At 63.9% G+C, this 22062-nt stretch carries 18 protein-coding genes and 1 pseudogene; 5 read left to right on the forward strand and 14 right to left on the reverse strand.

The annotated features are described in order from the left end of the window. Nucleotides 1–33 precede the first annotated feature (33 nt). The 13 genes and pseudogenes from OCS65_RS00730 to OCS65_RS00785 all read right to left on the reverse strand — a co-directional run bounded on the left by OCS65_RS00730 (nucleotide 34) and on the right by OCS65_RS00785 (nucleotide 12224). A complete protein-coding gene (locus OCS65_RS00730; protein WP_263508442.1) occupies nucleotides 34–828 on the reverse strand; it encodes an SDR family oxidoreductase in 795 nt (264 codons plus the stop codon). Next, nucleotides 825–1322, reverse strand: a complete 498-nt coding sequence (locus tag OCS65_RS00735; protein WP_165039823.1) for a Rossmann-fold NAD(P)-binding domain-containing protein — start codon at nucleotides 1320–1322, stop codon at nucleotides 825–827. Before OCS65_RS00735 ends, OCS65_RS00730 begins: the two co-directional genes overlap by 4 nt. Continuing rightward, the gene (locus tag OCS65_RS00740) at nucleotides 1319–2464 is read right to left on the reverse strand and encodes a thiolase family protein (RefSeq protein ID WP_006931494.1); all 1146 of its coding nucleotides are present in this window, start codon (nucleotides 2462–2464) and stop codon (nucleotides 1319–1321) included. Before OCS65_RS00740 ends, OCS65_RS00735 begins: the two co-directional genes overlap by 4 nt. After that, nucleotides 2461–2811, reverse strand: a complete 351-nt coding sequence (locus tag OCS65_RS00745; protein ID WP_221776156.1) for a Zn-ribbon domain-containing OB-fold protein — start codon at nucleotides 2809–2811, stop codon at nucleotides 2461–2463. The genes OCS65_RS00740 and OCS65_RS00745 overlap by 4 nt, the downstream gene beginning before the upstream one ends. Nucleotides 2812–2856: 45 nt before the next feature. Then, entirely contained in the window at nucleotides 2857–4011 is a 1155-nt protein-coding gene (locus OCS65_RS00750; RefSeq protein ID WP_050034298.1) for an acyl-CoA dehydrogenase family protein, read from the reverse strand. Between the two features lie 17 nt (nucleotides 4012–4028). Next, the gene (locus tag OCS65_RS00755; RefSeq protein WP_263508446.1) at nucleotides 4029–5711 is read right to left on the reverse strand and encodes a class I adenylate-forming enzyme family protein; all 1683 of its coding nucleotides are present in this window, start codon (nucleotides 5709–5711) and stop codon (nucleotides 4029–4031) included. Then, complete coding sequence (locus OCS65_RS00760; protein ID WP_006931487.1) at nucleotides 5708–6646, reverse strand: SMP-30/gluconolactonase/LRE family protein; 939 nt, start codon at nucleotides 6644–6646, stop codon at nucleotides 5708–5710. The genes OCS65_RS00755 and OCS65_RS00760 overlap by 4 nt, the downstream gene beginning before the upstream one ends. Then, nucleotides 6646–7782, reverse strand: a complete 1137-nt coding sequence (locus OCS65_RS00765) for a CaiB/BaiF CoA transferase family protein (RefSeq protein ID WP_102799427.1) — start codon at nucleotides 7780–7782, stop codon at nucleotides 6646–6648. The genes OCS65_RS00760 and OCS65_RS00765 overlap by 1 nt, the downstream gene beginning before the upstream one ends. Continuing rightward, nucleotides 7779–8027, reverse strand: coding sequence for a Zn-ribbon domain-containing OB-fold protein (locus OCS65_RS00770; RefSeq protein ID WP_006931483.1), 249 nt, complete (start codon nucleotides 8025–8027; stop codon nucleotides 7779–7781). Before OCS65_RS00770 ends, OCS65_RS00765 begins: the two co-directional genes overlap by 4 nt. 33 nt (nucleotides 8028–8060) lie before the next feature. Then, a pseudogene (locus tag OCS65_RS29890) lies at nucleotides 8061–8180 on the reverse strand (zinc ribbon domain-containing protein); the annotation flags it as partial. Next, nucleotides 8177–9355 (reverse strand): thiolase family protein, encoded by a 1179-nt coding sequence (locus OCS65_RS00775; RefSeq protein WP_258008474.1) that lies wholly within the window; start codon nucleotides 9353–9355, stop codon nucleotides 8177–8179. The pseudogene OCS65_RS29890 and the gene OCS65_RS00775, both read right to left, overlap by 4 nt. A gap of 219 nt (nucleotides 9356–9574) precedes the next feature. Continuing rightward, a complete protein-coding gene (locus tag OCS65_RS00780) occupies nucleotides 9575–10687 on the reverse strand; it encodes an NDMA-dependent alcohol dehydrogenase (RefSeq protein ID WP_006931479.1) in 1113 nt (370 codons plus the stop codon). 31 nt (nucleotides 10688–10718) lie between these two features. Beyond that, nucleotides 10719–12224: an aldehyde dehydrogenase family protein gene (locus OCS65_RS00785; RefSeq protein ID WP_263508451.1), complete on the reverse strand. Its 1506-nt coding sequence runs from the start codon at nucleotides 12222–12224 to the stop codon at nucleotides 10719–10721. A 280-nt stretch (nucleotides 12225–12504) separates the two neighbouring features. Between OCS65_RS00785 and OCS65_RS00790 the strand changes: the two genes are divergently transcribed. The 4 genes from OCS65_RS00790 to OCS65_RS00805 all read left to right on the forward strand — a co-directional run bounded on the left by OCS65_RS00790 (nucleotide 12505) and on the right by OCS65_RS00805 (nucleotide 17606). Continuing rightward, nucleotides 12505–13236: a GntR family transcriptional regulator gene (locus tag OCS65_RS00790; protein WP_006931474.1), complete on the forward strand. Its 732-nt coding sequence runs from the start codon at nucleotides 12505–12507 to the stop codon at nucleotides 13234–13236. Nucleotides 13237–13867: 631 nt separating this feature from the next. Further along, nucleotides 13868–15184 (forward strand): MFS transporter, encoded by a 1317-nt coding sequence (locus OCS65_RS00795; protein WP_168578849.1) that lies wholly within the window; start codon nucleotides 13868–13870, stop codon nucleotides 15182–15184. A 115-nt stretch (nucleotides 15185–15299) separates the two neighbouring features. Next, complete coding sequence (locus OCS65_RS00800) at nucleotides 15300–16079, forward strand: alpha/beta fold hydrolase (protein ID WP_050034290.1); 780 nt, start codon at nucleotides 15300–15302, stop codon at nucleotides 16077–16079. A gap of 183 nt (nucleotides 16080–16262) precedes the next feature. Further along, nucleotides 16263–17606, forward strand: a complete 1344-nt coding sequence (locus OCS65_RS00805) for an MFS transporter (RefSeq protein ID WP_006931468.1) — start codon at nucleotides 16263–16265, stop codon at nucleotides 17604–17606. An 11-nt stretch (nucleotides 17607–17617) separates the two neighbouring features. On the opposite strand, the gene OCS65_RS29895 is transcribed toward OCS65_RS00805, so the two are convergent. Continuing rightward, complete coding sequence (locus OCS65_RS29895) at nucleotides 17618–18151, reverse strand: alanine racemase C-terminal domain-containing protein (protein WP_377437278.1); 534 nt, start codon at nucleotides 18149–18151, stop codon at nucleotides 17618–17620. 441 nt (nucleotides 18152–18592) lie between these two features. On the opposite strand from OCS65_RS29895, the gene OCS65_RS00810 reads away from it, so the two are divergent. Further along, nucleotides 18593–22057, forward strand: a complete 3465-nt coding sequence (locus tag OCS65_RS00810) for a serine/threonine-protein kinase (protein ID WP_251549987.1) — start codon at nucleotides 18593–18595, stop codon at nucleotides 22055–22057. Nucleotides 22058–22062 lie beyond the last annotated feature (5 nt).

Raw genomic sequence — 22062 nt, forward strand, 5'->3', positions numbered from 1 at the left:
GTCTTCTGCGCAATGTCCGGACGGGTCTTCTCGTTACGCGGAGACGGTGTCCTTTCTGATCGAGCCGCTGATGCTTCGACCCCCGCATACCGGAATGCTCTGTCCGGTCACGTAACCGGCGTTGGCGTCGCCGAGGAAGGCAACCGCGCGGGCCACATCGATGGGCCGTCCTACCCGGCCGACCGGGATGGAGTGCCGGACCCGATCGAGGATGTGGGCGGGCATCGAATTCGACATCGGTGTTTCGATGAACCCGGGTGCAATGCAGTTGACGGTGATGCCGTCGGGCGCCAGGGACAACGACAGGCTTCTACTCACGCCGGCGATCCCCCCCTTGGAGGCGGCATAGTTGGTGGAGCCGAAGTTGCCCAGCCAGGCACGCGAAGTCAACGAGATGATCCGGCCACTTCCAGAGCAGCGCAGCGCTGGCAGAGCTGCGGCGGTGGTAGTCAGCATCCCGATCAGATTGACCTCGATGACCTGGCGGAAAACCGCGGGGTCCATTTTCTCGATGCGGGCGTCCTTGAGGATTCCCGCGCAGTTCACCAGAACGTCGAGTCCACCGAGATCGGCGACGGTGGCATCGACGGCGGCTTGTATGGACTGCCGGTCGGCGAGGTCTGCGGCTCGGGCCGACACAGCTACACCGGTTGCGTCGGCGATGTCGTTCGCTACGGTTTGCAATGCAACTTCGGAGATGTCCGACAGCCCTAGGCTGTATCCGAGTTCGGCCAGGTGTTCGGCGATACCCCGTCCGATGCCGCCCGCAGCGCCGGTGATGAAGGCGACACGAGCACGCGGCGCGGATTGCTGGTGGTCGGGGTTCATGGGTGCAGCCTCCCGAGGTCGGCGCCATTGGCGGCGTAAAGTTCTTGGCCGGTCACCGCAGTGGCATGCTCAGCGGTCACCGTGGCGATCAGCTCGGTAACGGCCGGTTCGTTGGGGTCGGTGTCGAAGAAGATCGCGTTCGCGGCACCGCCGTGCCGCTGCAACTCGATCGCGACCGACCGGACGAAGCTGATCAGAGCCCCCGTAACCGCGCAATCCAATGGTCTGAGCGGATCCCCCAGGGCCGCAGACGCGGGGGCGAGGACGACCACCCGACCGCGACCGTGTGTTTCGGTTATCGACGGCCAGTGATGCTGAACGGCGGAGAACGCGGACAGCAGCGGATGTGCCACCGCATGCTCGAGGTCTGCGGTGTCGAGCGTCTGATCACCGTCTGCGCCGCGGAAGACGAGCACCACTACCGGGGAGGCGGCTACATCGGCGGGGTTCGCGGGATCGGTGAGGTCGATTGTAGTGACCGTGGAGGCAGTCATCGCGTCACCAGCAGGACTGTGACCGAGCCACCGTCGGTGCCGCTGACGGTGCCTCCCTTGCAATAGGCGAGCCCGACGTTCGCTTCGTCGACTTGCCGTCTACCGGCTCGGTGGGTGAGTTGCCAGGTGAGCTCGCAGATCTGCGCGACGCCGGTGGCACCCACCGGGTGTCCACGGCTGAGGAGGCCGCCGCTGGCGTTGACGGGAAGTTTGCCCCCGATCGAGGTGTTACCGCTCTCTGTCCATCGCCCACCCTCACCGACCGGGACGACGCCGAGGCCTTCCAGGCGCACGATCTCGGCGATGGTGAAGCAGTCGTGCATCTCCACCAGGTCGATGTCTTCCGGCCCGTATCCGGTGATGTTCCAGGCCTGTTCACCCGCTCGACGAGAGACGTCCTCGTCGTTGAGGTTGGTGTCGGCAGTGACGATTTTGCCGCTGACCAGGGCGCAGCCGGCGATACGCGGAGCTGATGAACGCCCTAGTCTGGCGAGACCGGCCGCACTGCACAGAACCACTGCGGCGGCACCGTCGCTGATGGGACTGCAATCGAGAAGTCCCAGTGGCTCGGCGATGGTGCGGGCGTCGAGAACTTCCTGCAAACTGATCGGTCGCTGGTATTGAGCGAACGGGTTGTGCACCGAGTGGGCGTGATTCTTCACGGCCACCGCGGCGATCTGCTCGCGAGTGGCACCGTGGTCGGACATATACCGCCGCGCACTCATTCCATGATTGGCGGCCATGACCAGGCCGTTGATGGCATCGAGGTCCGTGGGGTCGGGCATGACGCCGCCGGAGACACGGTCGGTCATCTTCTCCGCACCGATGACCAAGACGATGTCATACAGCCCGGCCTTGATCGCGATCCACGCTTCGCGGATCGCGGTCGCCCCGCTGGCGCAGTAATTTTCGTGGTTGGAGACGGGAAGCCCGCCAAGACCCATCTGCGCCGCGACGCGTTGGCCGGCGACCGGGCCGCCGAACACGTGCCCGACGTAGACGGATTCGATATCCTTGGTGGTCACGCCCGCGTCGGACATCGCTTCGCGGGCAGCGCCGACGGCGAGTTTCTCGAACGTGATGTCGACGGGGTATTTGCCGAATCGCACCATGCCGGCGCCGGCGATGTAGGTCTCGCTCATCGGTTCTCCTCGGTGCCCCGGAATCGGTACCACCACAGTGGTTCTCCGGAGGAATCGGTCTTCAACGTAAACAACTCGACGGCAACTTCGTCGTCGATCGCGACGGTGCCTGTCGCCGCGCCCAACAACCGGACACCGTCGTCGAGATCGACGGTCACCAAGGTGTAGGGCGTCTGTAACGGGGGCGGGGCCTGGTGAACGATGGTCCAGCTGGTGACTCGACCTCGGTCGGCCAGCAGGACGTTGTCGACGGCGTCGGCGCCGCAAATGGGGCACAGCGGCCGCTCCGGGAACGAACGCCGGCTGCACGCCCGGCAGGCGATACCCTTGAGGCCCTGGGGCTCCAAGCTGACAACGTCGCTTCTCAGTGGTGAACCCGTGGAAGTCATGGGCTACATTCCGCCTCTCTGGACCAGCTGCGCTGCAATGATGTTCTTCTGAATTTCATTCGTACCCTCGCCGACGATCATCAAGGGGGCGTCGCGGAAGTACCGCTCGATGTCGTACTCGGTCGAGTAGCCGTATCCGCCGTGAATGCGCAGCGCGGACAGCGCGACCTCCATCGCGGTCTCGGAGGCGAACAATTTCGCCATTCCCGCCTCCATGTCACATCGGAGTCCGGCGTCGAATCGACTGGCGGCAAACATGGTCAGCTGACGCGCGGCAGTGAGTTTGGTTGCCATGTCCGCAAGTTGGTGACCGATTGCCTGATGCTTCCAGATCGGCTTGCCGAACGACTGCCGATCCTGTGCGTATTGCAGCGCGTCTTCGAGCGCGGCGCGGCCGACCCCGAGGGCGCGGGAGGCGACCTGGATCCGGCCGGTCTCGAGGCCCTTCATCATCTGGGCGAAGCCGTGGCCCTCGGCGCCGCCGAGCACGGCCGAAGAGGGAACTCGGAAGTTGTCGAAGGAGAGCTCGCAGCTCTCGACGCCCTTGTATCCGAGCTTGGGGAGGTCACGCGAGACGGTCAGTCCGGGGCCGTGCTCGACGAGCAGGATGGAGATGCCCTTGTGCGTCGGGGTGGCCTGGGGGTCGGTCTTGCAGAGCAGGGCGATGAGGCCGGAGCGGCGCGCATTGCTGATCCAGGTCTTCGAACCGTTGACGAGGTATTCGTCCCGTTCGAGGCGTGCATGGGTACGCATCGCCTGGAGGTCGGATCCGCCGCCGGGTTCGGTCAGGGCCATGGTCGCGCGCAGTTCGCCGGTGGCCATCCGAGGAAGGTAGGTGGCCTTCTGGTCGGGGGTTCCGAAGGTGGTGAGCAGTTTCGCGACGACGGTGTGACCGCCCATGGCGCCGGCCAAGCTCATCCAGCCGCGCGAGAGCTCCTCGGTGACCTGGACGTAGCACGGCATCGAAACCGGAGCGCCCCCGAACTGCTCGGGAATGGCCAGCCCGTAGATGCCGATCTTCTTCATCTGTTCGATGAATTCCTCGGGGTACTCGTTCTGGTGTTCCATCTCGTGTACGACTGGCTTCACATCGCGGTCGATGAAGTCGCGGACGGTCTGGACGAGGAGTTGTTCTTCCTCGGGGATGTCGATATTCACGTGAGAGTCCATCTGCGTCAGTGGTCGGAGAGCGGAGTGTCAACCGCCGGGGTGGGCATCCCGGCGGCGTCGAACCCGAGTTCGGTGAGCGCAAGTTCGCGCAGGCGGGCCTTGGGTACCTTGCCGCTCGCGACCCGCGGGAAACTGGCACTGGTTCCGTAGATCACGTGGTGCGGGGCCTTGTACTTGGCGGCTCTGCTGCGGACGTGGTCCTGGATCCGGTCGAGGGTGACGTCGTCTCGGTCGGCGTCGACGAAGACAACGATCGCCTCCCCGCGGGCGATGTCGGGAATGCCCACGGCATGCACTTCGCGGACGCCGGCGATCTCCCCTACCAGAAGTTCCACTTCGAGTGGGCTGACGTTGATGCCGCCGGGCTTCATCATCTCCGAGAGCCGGGAGTGGAAGTGCAGGTATCCGTGCTCGTCCATGTATCCGAGGTCACCGGTGCGGAAGAAGCCGTCGGGTGTCATGACCTCGCGATTGCGGTCGGGATCTTTGTAGTAACCCCGCATGACGTGGCCGCGGATCAGGATCTGTCCGATTTCACCGGTCGGAATGGGCTCGTCGGTATCCGGGTCGGCGATGCGGATGTCCCAGTCGGGGAGGGGACGTCCGATGGTGTCCTCGGCCCGCTCGACGGGGTCGTGGGCATCGGTCAGCGCGCACAACCCGTAGGACTCGGTCAATCCATAAATGCTGGTGCCCAGGGTCAGCCCGAGTTCGGTGCGGGCGAGTCGACGGTCCGCCTTGCTCAGGCCGAGGACACCCTTGCGAAGGCTGAGTTGGCGGCGAGCGCAGTCGGGATGGTCGACGAGGCTTCGGGTCATGTTTCCGAGCCCGTAGTACGCGGTGCAGCGCTCACGTTCGAGCAGTTCGAGGGCTCGGCCCGGTTCGTACACCTCCATGAGAACCACACAGGCGCCGTGGGTCCAGGTCGCGCCGAGGGCCTGGATGACACCGAGTCCGTAGAACAGCGGTGTCGCGAGGAACGACCGGTCGTGTTCGTCGAGCGCCTGCCGTTCGCCGATGTTGAAGGTGTTGACGATGGCGTGGTGATGTTCGAGCGCGACACATTTCGGTCGCGCCGTGCTGCCGCTGGTATAGATCAGGTACGCGAGGTCGTCCGGCTCGACTGCGGCTTCCGCATCGGCCAGCGCGTCGTCGCTGATCTGTTCTCCGCAGCCGAGGAACTGACGGAGCGATACGGCAGCCGGGAGGCGGTGCTGCCCGAGCTCGACGACGTGGTGCAAGGCCGGCAATTTCGTGTCATGGAGTATGCCGTCGGGGCCGGGTGCCTCGGTGACCGCCGCGACGGTGCCCGCGACGATGGGAACGTAGTCCGTATCGCGAAGCCGATCGAAGAACAGCAGGACCTTCACGTCACCGTGGTCGAGCGCGTACGCGAGCTCATCGGTCTTGTACCAGGTGTTGATGGGCACGACAACTGCGCCTATCCGCGCCCCGGCCATCGCGGTGTACAACCATTCGGGGCGGTTTCCGGCCAGTATTGCGATCGAGTCACCACGGCCGATTCCCATGGCCAGCAGCGCCTTCGACCATTGGCTGACCCTGTGATCGAGTTCGGCGAAGGTGGTGGCCGTGCCTTCGAACGAGATCGCGGCCCGGGTGGGGAAGCGGTCGGCCATTTCGTGCAGCAGGGCCCCCCAGGTGCGAGCGGCAGGAGCTGATGCGGTCATTGGAGTTCCTCGCGGTGTGCAGGCGACGAATCGGGTGGGGCCGGAGAAGCAGGCGGGGTGGGTAATCCGGAGGTTTCGACAGGGAAGGCGAGTACGCGCCCGCCCTTGGCAACGGTGACGATCAGACGGTCGAGCGCGTCGCCGGCGAAGCAGACGCTGGTGGGCATCGTTCCTACACCGATCGCCAACTGCTCACACATCTGGCCGGTCGAGTCGAAGTAGGTGACCTTTCCCGATTTGCTGCCTGCTACCCACAGACCGCCCTGAGCGTCGATGGTGATGCCGTCGGGGGTCGAGACGGTGATTTGCGGGAAGTCATGATCGACGGTCGCGCTGTGTGCTGTGACCACATAGCGGCGTACCCGATCACGAGCGGTCTCGGCGACATACAGGTGTTCCGGGTCGGGCCCGAACGCGATGCCGTTGGGAAAGAAGACGTCGTCGAGAACGACTGAGGCGTGATCGGCCGCGGGGTCGTACCTCCAGACGCGCCCCGGCAGGGCTGCGCTGCCGAAGCCGTGGCCGTTCGGGTCGGTGAACCAGAGGGCGCCGTCCGGTCCGAACGTACAATCCGACGGAGCGTGAACCCTTCCGTTGAAGATGGTGCTCGGCGCGGCGGCCGCCCGGTGATCCCAGACCTGGATGGACGGCGAGACCGGCACCTGTGATCGGGTGGGCATCGCGCCGCCACCATTCTGGGTGATCCACAGTCGCCCGTCGCAGCCGAGCGTCATGCCATTGGGTCCACCACCGGTTTCGGCGACTGCCACAGCCGGGCGCCCGTCGAGGAAGATCTCGTACAGCGCGCCTCGACTGACGCTCGTGACGAACAATCGGCCGTCTGTGGTCCATACGGGCCCCTCGGTGAAACCGATGTTCTTCCCGAGTGTCAGGCCGTCGTGGACTGTTCTGCGGATAATTGTCGGTGCCGCCATCAGTGCTGTCCTGTTCTGATTGTCTCCGGTGCCGCGCGGACGGTCGACGCCCAACGCGTCATCAGGGTCTCGGCTGGCTCTGTGTTCTCGCCGCGGCCACCGGCGGTGCCCGGTGTTCTGCTGTAGCGAGGAGCGGGCGCCGGCTCGACGCGATCACCACGGACGAGGGTGTTCCGAAACTGCATATGCGGATCGGTCACCGCCTCGTCGAGCGCGAGAACGGGGGATACGCACGCGTCGAGTTCGGCGAAGACCAGTGTCCATTCTGCGCGCGTTTTCATCCGGAAGATTCGCGCAAACAGGTCCTTCATGGCGGGCCACTGCGCCCGGTCGTGCTGTGCCGGTAGGTCGGCGTCGGCGAGCCCGAGACCGAGGAGCAGTCGCTGGTAGAACTGCGGCTCGATGCTGCCCACGGCCATGAAGGCGTCGTCCGCGGTCCGGTAGACGTTATAGAAGTGCGAACCACCGTCGATGCTGTTCGTGCCGGGTTCGCCCGACCAGTTCCCGGTGGCCTTACGGTTCCAGATACCGCTCATGAGCAGGCTGGTTCCGTCGATCATTGCGGCGTCGACGACCTGGCCGGTACCGCTGGATACCCGCTCGTAGAGTGCGGCGAGGATTCCGGTGACCAGCAGCATCCCGCCGCCGCCGTAATCGCCGACGAGGTTCAGTGGCGGAACAGGGACTTCGCCCTGGCGGGCGATGGACCGGAGGGCACCGGTCAGGGCCAGGTAGTTGATATCGTGCCCAGCGGTAGCGGCGAGTGGTCCGTCCTGCCCCCAGCCGGTCATTCGGGCGTAGATCAAGGCCGGGTTGCGGTTCAGGCAGGTGCCGGGTCCGAGCCCCAGCCGTTCCATCACGCCCGGCCGGAATCCTTCGATGAGTACGTCGGCGTGGTCGATGGCCTCCAGAGCACGGTCGCGATCGTGTAGGTCCTTCAGATCGAGGCTCAGTGCGGTCCGTCCCCGGCCGAGGATGCCGGGGTCGTCGGTGTGCTGCCCGGGCCGGTTGATGCGCAGAACTTCCGCGCCGGCGTCGGCGAGCATCATCGCGGCGAACGGTGCCGACCCGAGTGCGGCAATCTCGACGACGCGCAGTCCACGGAGCGGGCCGAGGGAGGGGGCTGTGTCGGTCATGTGCCTTCCTTGTCGGCTGCGACGAAGATCAGGTGCGACTCTCCGTCGTCGATGGTGGTGAAGTCGGCGCGGACTCGCTGCCCGATCCGGAGAGAGGACATCGGCGCGCCGACGACGTTGCCGTAGATCCTGGCGCCCTCGTCGAGTTCGATGACCGCGACGACGTACGGGCTCGGCAGGTAGAAGTCGGTCAGGTAAGTCCTGTGGAAGGCGGCGTAGGACCACAACCGGCCCTCACCGCTCACCGTGTTCCACTGCGGGCTTTCCGTGTTTCCACAGCGAGTACAGGCCGCTTTCGGGGGGAACTGATGATTTTCGCAGGCTGCGCATGCGCTGATCAACAGCTCGTGCCGGGCCAGTCCTTCGAGGTGGGCGGTCAACGAATAGCGGGGGTTCATGCCTGTGCTCCGTACACGACCGAGGTCACCACGGGAGCGGCGCACAGGTACTGAGCGATGGTCGCATCGTGCACCTGGCGGTCGCCGCACGTTTTCCTCAACTGGCGGATGGCCTCGACGTTCAGCCCCCACCCTTGCATGTAGCTTTCCGACAGATGTCCGCCGGAAGTGTTGATCGGCAGTTCACCGCGCAGTCCGATGCGGCCGTCCTGGATCCATGCTCCGGACTCGCCGGGAGCGCAGAATCCGAGGCCCTCCAAGGTAAAGAGCACATTGGGGCTGAAGTTGTCGTATGCCATCAGGACGTCCACGTCGGCCCGAGTGCAATCGGCCATTGCATACGCTTGTTGCCCGGCGGTGCCGATTGCCTCGCGCCAGAAGTCGTCCGGCGGGAAATCGGAGTTGCGCAGCTGCCCTTGTTGTCCGAACCCCAGGACGTGAACGGGTGGTTGAGCGCAGTCGCGGGCCCGGTCCGCTGAGGTGAGAATCATGGCCACGCCGCCGTCGTTGATCAGGCAGTAGTCGTAGATCTTCAGCGGTTCGACGATGAATCGGGACTCGAGGTAGATCTTGTGTGAGATGGGATCTTTGAATACGGCTTGCGGATTCCGCGATGCGTGCTCTCGCAGGGTGACCGCAACCTGCGCCAGTTGTTCGGCGGTGGTGCCGTACTGCGCACAGTGCCGCTGGAACATCATCGCGTAGAAGGCTCCGGGCGAGGTCATCCCATACGGCAGGGTCAACGCCGGGTTGGTGCCGTATCCCTCGGCGGCCGCGCTGGCGCTCGCGCCGCCGCCTCCATAGGTGTGCCCACCCGAGCGCCCGTTGTTGCCGTACACCAGCGCGACGGTAGAGGCCATTCCGGTAGCGATGGCCAGCACCGCCATCTGGATGGCGACGCCGGTCATGCGTCCCTCCGCCGGCAGCTGCGCCGACCAGCGGGGTTCAATTCCCATCCGCGAGGCCACCACCTCGTAGCTACTCACCCGGTTCACGATCAAGCCGTCGAGGTCGCGCGTGGTGAGTCCGGCATCGGCGAGTGCAGCCTCGAGGGCGGTCAAGCCCAAATCGTCGGCGGAGGAACCCGTGAAATTGCCGAATTCGGTCGTGCCGACCCCAACCACTGCGGTGGCCGCGCGAAGTGCGGCGCGATCTGCGTGACGGTGCGTCTGCACTACAACTCCCGATTTGATAAATGATACGTACGGACAAATTCACTGTGACATGCCCGCGGTGTTTTCGCAAGAGGGCGGACGTGAGGGTTGTACCGTATACCTTTGTGCTGCTGAGGCATTGGGCTAAGAGTGAGTTCACCGGATGTGCGAGCATGCCACGGCGACCTTCCGGTCCCTTGGAAGGGACCGGAAGGCCCCAAGCGGCCGCGGTAGAAGCGCTCAGAGTGAGAAGTCGATGATTCCGCGGATGTTCTTACCGTCTCGCAGGTCCTGATAGCCCTGGTTGATCTCGGCGAGCTTGTAACGGGTGGTGATGAGTTCGTCGAGTTTGAGCTGTCCTGCATCGTAGAGTCGCAATAGCCGGACGATGTCGTACTGCGGGTTCGACGAACCGAACAGAGTGCCCTTGATGGTCTTCTCCATGAACACCATTTCCTGGCCCGACACGTGGACGGTGAGGTTGGCGGCATTGGACACGCCCGTGACCACGACCGTCGAGCCCTTCCCGATCACCTTGAATGCTGCGGTGATGGTTTCCTCGTCCATGGTGCCGATCAGCACGAGGGCCTGATCGGCACCCTGGCCCCAGGTGAGTTCATCGACCTTCGCATGTGCTTCCTCGGCGTTGGAAAAGACGTGAGTCGCTCCGAATTTGAGCGCGGTGTCTCGCTTGAATTCGACGGGGTCAACACAGACGATGTACTTCGCTCCGGCGTGCACCGCACCCTGAACCGCATTGACGCCCAATCCGCCGATGCCGTAGATCACGGTGGTGTCACCGGGGCGAACGTTGCCGGCATTGACGGCGGTGCCCCATCCGGTCGGGACGCCGCACCCAACGAGCACTGCAGAGTCGAGGGGAAGCCAGTCGTCGACCTTCACGACCGAGTACTCGGACACGGTCGCGAGTTCCGAGAAGGCTCCGAGCATACAGAAGGCGCTGTAGTCGGTGCCGTCCTTGTGTAGGCGGAAGGTGCCGTCCGGCATGCTGCCTTCGAGAATTGTCGATCCGGCATCGCAGAGATTCTGGTGCCCGGTCGAGCAGTACCGGCAGATGCCACAACTCGGGGTGAAGCTGCAGACCACGTGGTCTCCGACAGCGACCTTCTTCACGCCTGGGCCGATCTTCTCGACGATGCCCGCGGCTTCGTGCCCTCCCACCATCGGATAGCGCACCGACAGATCTCCGTCCATCATGTGCAGATCCGAGTGGCACAGTCCAGCCGCGGACATTCGCAGCATGACCTCCCCGGGCCCGGGATCGTCGATGTCCAGTTCCATGATTTCGAACGGGGCGTGGGGTGCGGTCAGTACGGCGGCGCGTGTCTTCATTGTTCTTCCGATCGTCGTTCGAAGGATTTTCTCAGCTGTACATGGTCCATACGGACTTGGTTTCCAGATATCCGTCGAGGCTGTCCGGGCCCAGGTCACGGCCGTAGCCCGACTGGTGGAACCCGCCGAACGGAGCTGCTGGATCGGTCAGCCCCCAGCCGTTGACGTAGACGGTCCCGGCCTGTAGTCTGCGCGTCATCGTCTGGACGGTATTCACATTCGTCGTCCAGATACCCGCGGCCAAGCCGTAGTCGCCGGCATTCGCCCGCTCGATGACCTCGTCGATGTGGTCGAAGGCGAGAACGACGACAACCGGACCGAAGATCTCCTCACGTACGCATTCCATGTCGTCGGTCGCATTGGCGATGATCGTCGGAGGGTGGAAGTGCCCGGTCAGATCGCCGGGAACCTGAGCAGCCTGATAGACCTTGGCGCCCTTGATTTTTGCACGTTCGACGTATCCCCGGACGCGCTCGAGTTGCGCATTGTTGACCAAAGGGCCGAAATCGACACCCTCGTCGAGTCCATGTCCGATCCTCAACTGCCCGGCGATCGCGGTGAGTTGCTCGACGACCTCGTCATGGATGTCTCTGTGTACGAACAATCGTGATGGTGCGCTGCAGGTTTGACCGGAGTGCCAGAAGATGCCGCCCGCAGAACCGGTCACCGCCTCCGTCACGTCGGCGTCGGGCAGGATGATGTTGGCGGACTTGCCACCAAGTTCGAGTGTCACCCGTTTGACGTCGGCCGCGGCTTGGCGAGCGATGTGCTTGCCGACCTTCGTCGAGCCGGTGAATGTGAGCTTGTCGACCCCAGGATGGGCAACCAAGGCTTGACCAGCGGTCCCGCCGGTGCCGGGAACGACGTTGAGCACGCCGGGGGGCAGTCCGGCCTCGCCGGCGAGTTCCGCCAGCCACAACGCCGACAGGGGCGTTTCTTCGGAAGGCTTGAGGACCATCGTGCACCCGGAGGCAAGTGCGGGGCCGATCTTCCATCCGCACAGCAGAAGTGGGAAGTTCCATGCGGTGATCGCGCCCACCACTCCGACCGGTTCGCGTTCGGTGCGCACGTGGATACTCGGATGAGATACCGGGACGGTCGAACCGACGATTTTGGTGGGCCAGCCGGCGTAGTAGTGAAACGCCCGCGCGGCGAACTCGACATCGATGTTTCGTGCTGCGCCGAGGACCTTCCCTGCATCGAGGACCTCGAGCTGAGCGAAGTCATCGGCGTGCTGGTAGATCAGATCGCCGATCCGGTGGAGGATGCGTCCGCGGTCGAGGGGGCTCATCTGCCGCCACGGGGCCGACTCGGCAAACGCGCGCCGGGCCGCATCGACCGCGTCGGCGACGTCGTCCACTCCTCCGGAAGCCGCAACCGCGATCTGGCGCCCGGTTGCCGGGTCGAAGACGGGCATCTCCTCGCCGCTGCGCGCTGCGCGCTGTCCGCCATCGATGAAGACGTGCGGGGCGGTCTTCAGACGGTTGACGACAGCCGAGGAGAGAAGGTGATCGGTCGATGCGATGGGTGTCATCATGCCTCTCAGATTGGATATGTGATACATCAGATGTGACTCACGTTACGCCCGCGTGGCCTCGAAGTCGAGTCCGGCCCCGGCGCCGCGGACAGCGAAGTGCCGAGCCAGGAGAAGCGGTCGGCCGACGAACTGCACAAACCCGCTGTTCAGAGCCGTCGATGCGCTACTTGGGGGACGATTGGCGTGCGGCGGCGTGTTGCACGCGGCGATGCGTCAGCGGCGCCCCCCACGGATCACGTACACTAGCCCGTGTTGATGATTGATCAAATTAGGAGTCGAGATGACTGCGTCTGACGCCGGAATCGATCTACCGATTCGTGCTGCACAGAACGGTGGCCGGCGTGAGGACGCTCGTCCGCAGGTGGCGCGACGAAACATGAGTGGTCAGGTCGTCGACTACATCAAGAATATGATCTTCGACGGGTCTCTGATTCGGGGACAGCGAGTGCCGCAGGACCAAATCGCCAAAGATCTCGGCGTCAGTCGTCTGCCGGTTCGGGAAGCGCTCATCACTCTCGAGGCCGAAGGATTGATCGACTCCGAGCCGCATCGCGGTTCTTATGTTGTCCCCATCCGGCGCGAGGACATCGACGATCACTACCGGATCTACGGAATGGTGCAGGGGCTCGCGTCACGACGCGCCGCGTCCCGTATCACCCAGCCAACGCTTGCCCGGTTGCAGGAGCTACACGAACTCATGCAGAACAGCGACGATCCTGACGTGCTTCATAACCTGAACTGGGAGTTTCACGCCCTCATCAATCAGACGGGCGGCAGCCGGCGCCTGTTGTCGGTGCTGCGGCAGCTGGCCAAGAACCTGCCACGGGCCGTGTACGAGGCACCGCCCGGCGCGAGTCCCGAAGCCACTCGGAGTCACCAGAAAATGCTCGACGCCTTGAAGCGTGGGGACGGGGCAGCAGCGGAGGCTGCGTCGCGCGAACATGTTCAGTTCGAGGGCGAGTACGTGATAGCCAAGCTCAAGCGCGACGGCATCCTCGCCGACGACGACTGAGGACGGCGAACAGACACGTCGGAAGACGGCGCAGGTCACCGGCCGGGCTGAGACGGTGAACCGGCCGGTGACCTGGCGGGCGAGTGCGTCCGAAACTCGGCAGGTCGAGTTGCTGCTGCATCCACCCCAGCGCGATGGCTTCGGCCCGTGTACGCGCGCGTAACTTGCGCTCTCGACCGTTCGATGGTGTCCAGCGCGTCCAGGGCCCGCGCCATCGACGTGGGAAGAAACGCGGTGAGCTGACCACGGATGTGAAGAGCCGCGCGTCGGGCTGCCGGTCATCCAGCCCGTCTGAACGCCGGGCCCCTCATGGCACGGTGGAGGACGGACCGTCCGCTGCGCCGAGATCGGTCTCGTTCCGCGAGTGACAGTGATCGGCCGGGGTGTCGGCACTCCCCCACCTTCCTTCCCCGTGGAGCAGGTAACTTGTATCAAATATCCGGGGGATATTCGTCGACCTGAACCCCAGTCGCACCGTCCTGTCGGTAAAAGTACCAGTTCAGAGCGGTCATACGTGCCACCCCCGACCTCCCTCGTGGCTGTACAGTTGATAAATGATGCAAAAAACCGCAGACTGTGTGGCGCACGCCACTGCGTGATCCCCTCCTCCTCGATGTCCCCAGGAGCCCCGATGCCAGAAACAGCCATCGACGATGGTTTGCGCGAACGCCCATCCACTCCACTTTCCGCGGAGAGCAACCGCCTGAGGCCCTACCACTGGGCTGTCATGGTGCTCGGGGTGCTCGGCTACGCGACCATCGCCGCCGACGCCGCGATTTTCCCCACGAGCTATCCCCTCATCCAGCAGAGTCTGGGGTTCTCCGACAATGCCGTCGGGTACATCTATGCGGCCGGATTCTTCACCTGCGGCGTCATCGCCATGTTCCTCATCGGCCCGTTGACGGACCGCTTCGGTCGTAAGCCACTCTTCGTCGCAGCTATCGCAATCTGCTCTGCGTTCACTATTCTTGCTGGATTCTCCTGGAACACTGTGTCATTCGGTGTAATGCGGTCGATCGCAACAGTCGGGTACGTTTCGTGGGGACTGGCCACCGTGCTCATTGCCGAGTCAGTACCTGCGAAGCACCGGGGATGGATGACCGGGACCGTACCAGTGGGGTGGGCCATCGGATTCGGAACATCGGCCTTCTTCTCCGAACACATCGCAGCCAGCATGGGATGGCGGGCGGTGTTCTGGATCGTCGGCGTACTCCCCTTGGCCTTCGGTATCGCGGTCTTCTTCGTCATCAAGGAAACACCGCACTTCCAGGACCTCCAGCATGCCCGTCGGACGGGGGCGAGCAAGTTCCACGTTGATGTCGCCAAGACGGAGAAAAGTGTGCTCGCTCAGCTGTGGGCAGCGGATATGCGTCGCCGCACCATCGGAGTAACCCTGTTCTTCCTCTTCATCGTGCCCCAATACGCCATCATGTCCTATTTCGGACTGAGCTTCCTGCAGGCGAAGGACATCTCGTTTCTCGAGGCCAACCGCGCAATAACCTGGGCAAACTGGCTCGGTATCGTCACCATCCTCGCCGCCAGTTTCCTCACGCGGGGCAAAGGCGCCCACTACACCCTCACGTCCGTCGGAGTGCTCGGATCTGTCTGCGCCATCTTCATGGTGTACCTGGCCACACCGTCGACGATCTTGCCCTGGTTCGTCGTCTACGTCTTGATCACCATCGGGCTATGGGGCGGATCCTCGAACTTCTTGCAAGAAGCCTTTCCCACCCGTATTCGTGGCACGGGTGGAGCATGGGGTTCTGGCATGTTGTGGGCCAGCTACGGAACTCTTGCGCTCATCGTCGCTCCATTGCTGACCGTCTACAGCTGGAATGTACTGGTCATCGTCTTTGGTGCCGTACTGCCGCTGATCGCGCTGATCGGTCTGTGGCTGGTTCCGCGACCGAAGGCGCTCAACTCCAACCTCGAAGACCTGCTGCACTGACATGCTCCCCCGCACACTCCGAGCGATCCGGAGGATTTCGCCGCCGTTGTCGAACACAACCTCCCCGAGCCTCGGCCCGCCGCCTCAGGCCCAATGACATGAAAGGGAAGAGCCGATGAAGGTTTTCGACGTTGTAGACCAGGGACACGGACCAGCGGTGCTCTTCTCCCACGGCACGCTCCTGGATCGGACCATGTACACCGAGCAAACCGCTGCTCTGGCCGATCGCTACCGAACCATCGCCTACACCAGCAGGGCCGGAACATCGGAATATGCCACCGACTACGACCTCGACTCGCTGGTCTCCGATTGCCTGGAGGTGGCCGCCCGAGCAGGAATCGACCGATTCGTACTGGTGGGAATGTCCGTGGGCGGTTTCATGGCGATCGAACTGGCCCTGAAGCACCCTGAACGGCTGGCCGGGCTGGTCCTGATGGACACGATGGCTGACGCCTATACCAGCGAGGAGAAGGCTCGGTTCGCCGATGTATTCCGACCCATGAAGAGCGAAGCCCCCATCTCCGCAAGCTTCGCACAAACCTTCGTTCCCATCATTTTCGGTCCGCAGGCCATCGCGAACCGTCCCGATTTGGTCGATTCGTGGGTGCGCAAGTGGCGGACCAGACCATCGCGGTCGGTGTGGGGCGAATACAACTCGTGGATCGGCAAGCACGAACGCCTTTCCCGCCTGCCGGAGATAGAGATCCCGACCCTCATCGTGCACGGTGAGGACGACAACGGCATCGACATTGCAGCTGCCGAACGGATGCATGCCCGGATACCGGGATCGGCCTTTGCCCGAATCCCAGGCGCGGGTCACTTGGTGACTGAAGAAGGCCCCGATGCCGTGACAACCGCGCTGACGACCTTCCTCGATGCCCTACCGCGTTGGTAGATCCGGCCGGACAGTCATCGAGCATCCGTGGACTACCTGGTCTCCCGTCGAGCATCGTCGTCACCGGTGCCGATCATGATCGACGGAGGACAGTCCGCGTGAACGTTGCCCGACTCCCGGAAACCGTGCACTACGCCACGGTTGCCGCTTCCTCACATTACTGTTCTCTCTGGAGGAACCATCATGAGCGTGCGTGAAAAACGCTCCACCGCAAAGATGCTTCGTGTTACTGCAGCAGGATTCGCCGGCACCGCACTCGAGTACTACGACTTCTTCCTGTACGGCACCGCCGCAGCCCTCGTGTTCGGACCCCTGTTCTTCCCGTCATACAGCCCGCTGGCGGGGACCCTCGCCTCCTTCGCGACTTTCGCGGTGGGATTCCTGGCGAGGCCATTGGGCAGCGTGCTCTTCGGCGGAATGGGTGACAAGGTCGGCCGGCGCAAGACGCTCGTGGTCTCGCTGTTGATGATGGGCACCGCAACGGTTCTGATCGGCATACTTCCGACATTTGAGCAAGTCGGCTGGCTTGCACCGCTCCTGCTGGTCACTCTCCGTTTCGTGCAAGGCATCGCGATGGGCGGAGAGTGGGGTGGAGCTGCACTGATGCTCGTCGAGCATTCACCCCCGCGCCGGCGTGGGCTGTATGGCAGCACCGTCCAGATGGGGGTGCCCGGTGGACTCCTGTTGTCGACCATCGCCGTCACCGTCAGTGACCACATCTCCGGCGACGCTTTCGAAACGTGGGGATGGCGGATTCCGTTCCTGCTCAGCGCCGGACTCTTCGCCATCTCGATGTTCATTCGCCTCGGCGTCGAGGAAACCCCGGACTTCACCGAACTGCAGACTGCATCGGCCCAGCAAAGCACCCCGGTGCGCACACTACTGCGCAGTCAATGGCGGGACGTCGCATGGGCCGCGGGCGTCATTGCTCCCGGAGGGATCCTGTTCTATCTGGTTTCCACCTATGCCGTCTCCTACGGCACCACCATCTTGGATATCAGCCGTACCACGATGCTCAATGCACTGCTCGCCGCATCGATCGTTTATTTGATAAGTCTGCCGGTATCCGGTCATCTGAGTGACCGGTTCTCACGCCGTACTGTCCTTCTCGCCGGGTGCTTCACCGCCCTGTTCGGAGGGTTCGTGCTGTTCGCGCTGATGAACACCGGATCGGGCTGGGCCGCGTTCTTGGGTATCACCTTCATGCTGGCGGTGGTGCATTCGGCACTGCAAGCCCCGCAGCCGGCCTTCCTCGCGGAACGATTCAGTGCCGATGTCCGGTTCAGCGGCGTCGCGTTGAGTCAGGCACTGTCGGTCAGCGTCATCGGCGGCACCGCCCCCTTCATGGCGACGCTGTTCTATAGCTGGACGCACTCCACCTGGCCGATCTGCACCTGGCTCGCACTCTGGAGCGTGGCTGGGGCCGTCTCGACGATCGCGCTCAGCAGGAGACCATGTGCGATCGACGATGCCGGGCAGCGACCGGCCGATACCGACCGGGAACACCGGCTCGGTGCGACACGTTAACTGACCGGCACTCACGACAATTTCCGCGGGTGTGCTGTTCCGTCCGCTCGGTGGACAGCGCACCCGCGGCGCTCTGAACCGGAAATATGTTGCGCGCCAATGATATAACGCCACTCGATCCGACTACGCAGTCCGCCGAGGATCTCGGCGGGGGTCGTCCCGAACGCGCGAGCCCACCGATGCGCCCCCGGTGGTGCCCTCAGTTCCTCGAACAACACCGCACGATCTCCTTCCGTGACATCGGTGTCCGTCCCGAGGTAGACCACAATCCGATCCATGCACACCAGCCCGATCCGAGGGCGCCACCTACCGCCCAGCAGCACCGGCATACTGCGGCCCAGCGCACGCGAGCTCCCGTCCGCGTGCCCCACGGGCAGCAGAGCGACCGAACAGTCCCTCTCTGCCACCCGACCGAGGTCGGCATGGACCGGATCGAAACGCAGGTCACCGCGGCACCTGCTCGAGGTGAACGTTCGCAGTTGACCGCCACCTGGTCCCTCGCGGCGGTCCCGTGCCGTGCCACCGCTATTACCCGGCCAACGCACTGACCGCGATCTTGCACCGCACGGTGGCTGTACGCGTCTGGCTCGACTGCCGCCATCGACGACGCCAACGGGGTCGGAGCCGACAGGGCCATCGTGCTGCGGGAGACGGGGTCGAGGTTCACACAGGCTTCGATGACAGGTCGTCGGTCCTTCAGAGATGCGGTGCTGGGAGCGCCATCGTTCTCCCAGTAACGATTGACACGGTTACGGCCCTCGATTCGATGCTCCGCACCCGCCCCCACAGGGTGGGGGATGACGGGTAGTGCCGCGGACGAGGCCGCGAATTGTGCTTGACCCCTCCTCAGCCACCATCGCGGTCATCGAGCGTGTATTGACGCGTTCAGGGCCGGTTCGGTCGGCTACCAGATTATCCTTGATTCAGTAGGCGCGAGGTGGGTGATGAGCCGATTCAAGGCACCAGGTGCCGGTTCGAGGTCGTAGGTGGCCGAGACCGATCCGGGGGCAACGCAGCGCGACCAGACTGCAGCCATCGCCACGGAGCTGGCTGCGGAGGGATTCGAGGGCGCCACGGAGATCGGACGGGGCGGCTTCGGTGTGGTTTATCGCTGCCAAGAGCGGGCTCTCGATCGCGTCGTAGCGATCAAGGTGCTCACGACCTATCACGACCCGGAAGGCGTGGATCGGTTTCTCCGTGAGCAAAGAGCAATGGGACGCTTATCCGGGCACCCCAACATTGTCACTATCTATCGCGTCGGGACGACGGGTGCCGGTCACCCGTACCTCGTCATGCAGTACCACGAGCCGGGATCCCTTCAGTCGCTGATCGAGTCGGGTCCGATCCCCTGGCCCCGTGTCCTACACCTCGGTATCAAGGTGGCCGACGCGCTCGAGACTGCCCACCAGCAATCCATCCTGCACCGAGACGTCAAACCCGCGAACATCTTGATCGACACCTACGGAGAGCCGCAGCTGACAGATTTCGGCATCGCGCGCATCGCCGGCGGATTCGAGACCGCGGCCGGTGTCGTCACCGGGTCACCCGCCTACACCGACCCCGAGGTGTTACTCGGGCGTCCCCCCAGCCCGGCGAGCGATCTCTATAGCCTCGGAGCCACTCTGTTCTGCGCGCTCACCGGGCACGCGGCCTTCGAGCGGCGCCGCGGAGAGCCTCTGATCGACCAGTTTCGGCGCATCACCAATCCGAGCGGCTCCCTGCTACGCGACTGGTATGGAGAGATTCCGGAGGAGGTCTGCACTGTGATCGAGCACGCGATGGCACGCGATCGCGGCAATCGTCCCCGCACGGCAGCCGACTTCGCCGACCAATTACGCCGCGCCCACCACAACGCCGAAGGGAGCGCGACAGACTCAGGTGCCGCTCCGGACTACACTTCACCAGCGTTCGGATTCGGATTCCCGGCACCGCACTCACGGACCCCGATGCCCTCCGGCCGGTACTCGGCACCCCCAACACCCGCCACCAGATTCCGACCCCCACCACCGAGCCGTACGCTGGTCACCCGGGACCGTCTGATGCAGGCCCTTCACACCGATCGACGGCGACGCCTGACCGTCATCCACGCACCCACCGGCTACGGAAAGAGCACCGCAGCGGCACAGTGGCTCCATCAGCTCGCCGACGAGGGCATTGCCACCGCATGGCTGACCATCGACCGAGACGACGACAATCCTCTCTGGTTTCTCGCACATCTCATCGAAGCCATCACCACCGCGTTGCCGGCCTTGGCGACCGAATTACGTGACACCTTCGAAGCACACGGTGACCGCGCGTGCCCACACGTGCTGACAACGTTGATCAACACACTGCACGATCAAGACCAACACCTGGCTCTCGTCCTCGACGACTGGCATCGGGTCTCGGATCCCTCGAGTGTGGCTACGCTGACGTACCTACTGGACAACGGTTGCCACCACGTCCAGATCATCGTGACCAGTCGCACGCAAACTGGACTGCCGATGAGCCGGATGCGCGTTCGCAACGAACTAGTCGAGATCGATTCGGCAGTATTGCGATTCGACGAAGATGAAACACGCAGCTTCCTCATGGAAGCCTCGGGACTGGACCTGGCAACAGAGGACATCGCCGACCTGGCGAGGTCGACCGACGGCTGGGCCGCCGCCATACAGCTGGCGTCGATTTCTCTGCGCTCGTCCGCGGACCCTGCCCAGTTCATTGCCCACCTCTCGGGCCGCCACCACGCGATCGGTGATTTCCTCGCCGAGAACGTCCTCGACTCCCTCGATACGGATACGCGCGCATTCCTACTGGCCACCGCCATCCCCGACCGCATCTGCGCCGACCTGGCCTCGACCCTGACCGATGTGCGACGCGGTCAGGCGATGCTCGAGCTGATCGAAGCGCGTGACCTTTTCTTGCGCCGAGTCGACGACGAAGGGCACTGGTTCAGATACCACCACATGTTCGCAGAATTTCTGCGTGGCCGACTCGACACCGAGTTCCCCGGGCGATCGGCGCAGTTGCATCGATCCGCATCCACCTGGTTCGCCGAGCACCGCTTTCTCAGCGAAGCAGTCGATCACGCACTGCGTGCCGGCGATACGGCCGGTGCAGTGAAACTGGTCGAACGCGACGGGACGTATCTGCTCGAGCATTCGCAGATGTCGACGTTGCGTGGACTTGTCGACAAGCTGCCGACAGACAGCACAATGTCCAATCCGCGACTGCAACTCGCCGCCGCGTGGTCGAACATCCTGCTCTACAACCCCGGCCCCGCTCTGCAGGCACTTGACCGCGTCGATACCGCGCTCACCCACCTCAGCGCGTCGGAGACCCCCGCGCTGCGTGCCGAAGCCTCGGTGATCAGAGCGGTCGTGGAATTGCGTGCAGACCGAGCCTCGCGAATCGACGACTTGGTGCGTCCGTGTCTCGATCGTCCCGATGACTTCCGGCCGTGGGTCGTATCCGTCGCAGCGAACGTTGCGACGTTCGCCAAGATCTGTCGGGCGGACTACCGCGCCGCCTATGCCCTTCAGCACTGGGCCGCAGCGTATCACCAGCGGAACAACGGACCGTACAACTCGGTACACGGACACTGCTGGGTGGGTATAGCGGCCTTCGAGCAACTGGATGTGAAGCTGGCGGAAGCGAGTTTCCGCACCGCGATGAAGATCGCTCAGCAAGTGGATGGTCGACGCTCCTACACCGCTCGGTTAGCCGGCGGGCTCCTCGGTGAAGTTCTGTACGAACAGGGACACACCGCCGAGGCCGAGCGACTACTCGACGACGGATACGACCTCGGACCACACGCGGGCGCTGTCGACTTGAAGATTGCCCGGTACGTCGTCGGAGCCCGAATCAAAGTGATACACGGCGACCGGTCAGCGGCCGTTGCACGACTGGACGAGGGAGCACGATTCTCCATGCAGATGCAACTGCCGAGGCTCTACAGCTCCATCGTCAACGAATCGGTGCGCCTGGATCTCGTCCTACCATCCTCAGATGCCTCGCAGACTGCAGATCTCACCTACGCCGAACGTGCGGAGCAGGTGTCCGGTCTCGACGAGGTTATCGCGCAGAACCGGGAGGAGGCGGCCATCACGCGATTGGTGCGAACCGGATCCCTGGCGAATACCGAGCTCGCATGCCGGTGGGCCGGAGAGTGGGCGGAGCGACTTGCGGGCAGCGAACGCCACCGGGCTGAGCTACGGGCCCGCAGGCTGCTGGCCGGCTGCCTCGCCGCATCCGGCCGTAGCGAAGAGGCTGGAAGCCTGCTCACCGGGGTAGCAGCCCAATGCGCGAAAGCCGGGTTGGTGCGGTTTCTCGCCGATGGCGGAGTACACGTCATGGACACCCTCCGACAAATCGCCGGCAACGTCCATCCCCCCAGCCATCCGCCGCTGTCGTCGGACCTGCCGGACGAATTCGTGTCGGCCGCGCTCGCGGCTGATGCCGGCCTGCCCTGAGCTCC

Origin of the sequence: Rhodococcus aetherivorans (assembly GCF_025722975.1) — a bacterium.
Classification (GTDB): domain Bacteria; phylum Actinomycetota; class Actinomycetes; order Mycobacteriales; family Mycobacteriaceae; genus Rhodococcus; species Rhodococcus aetherivorans.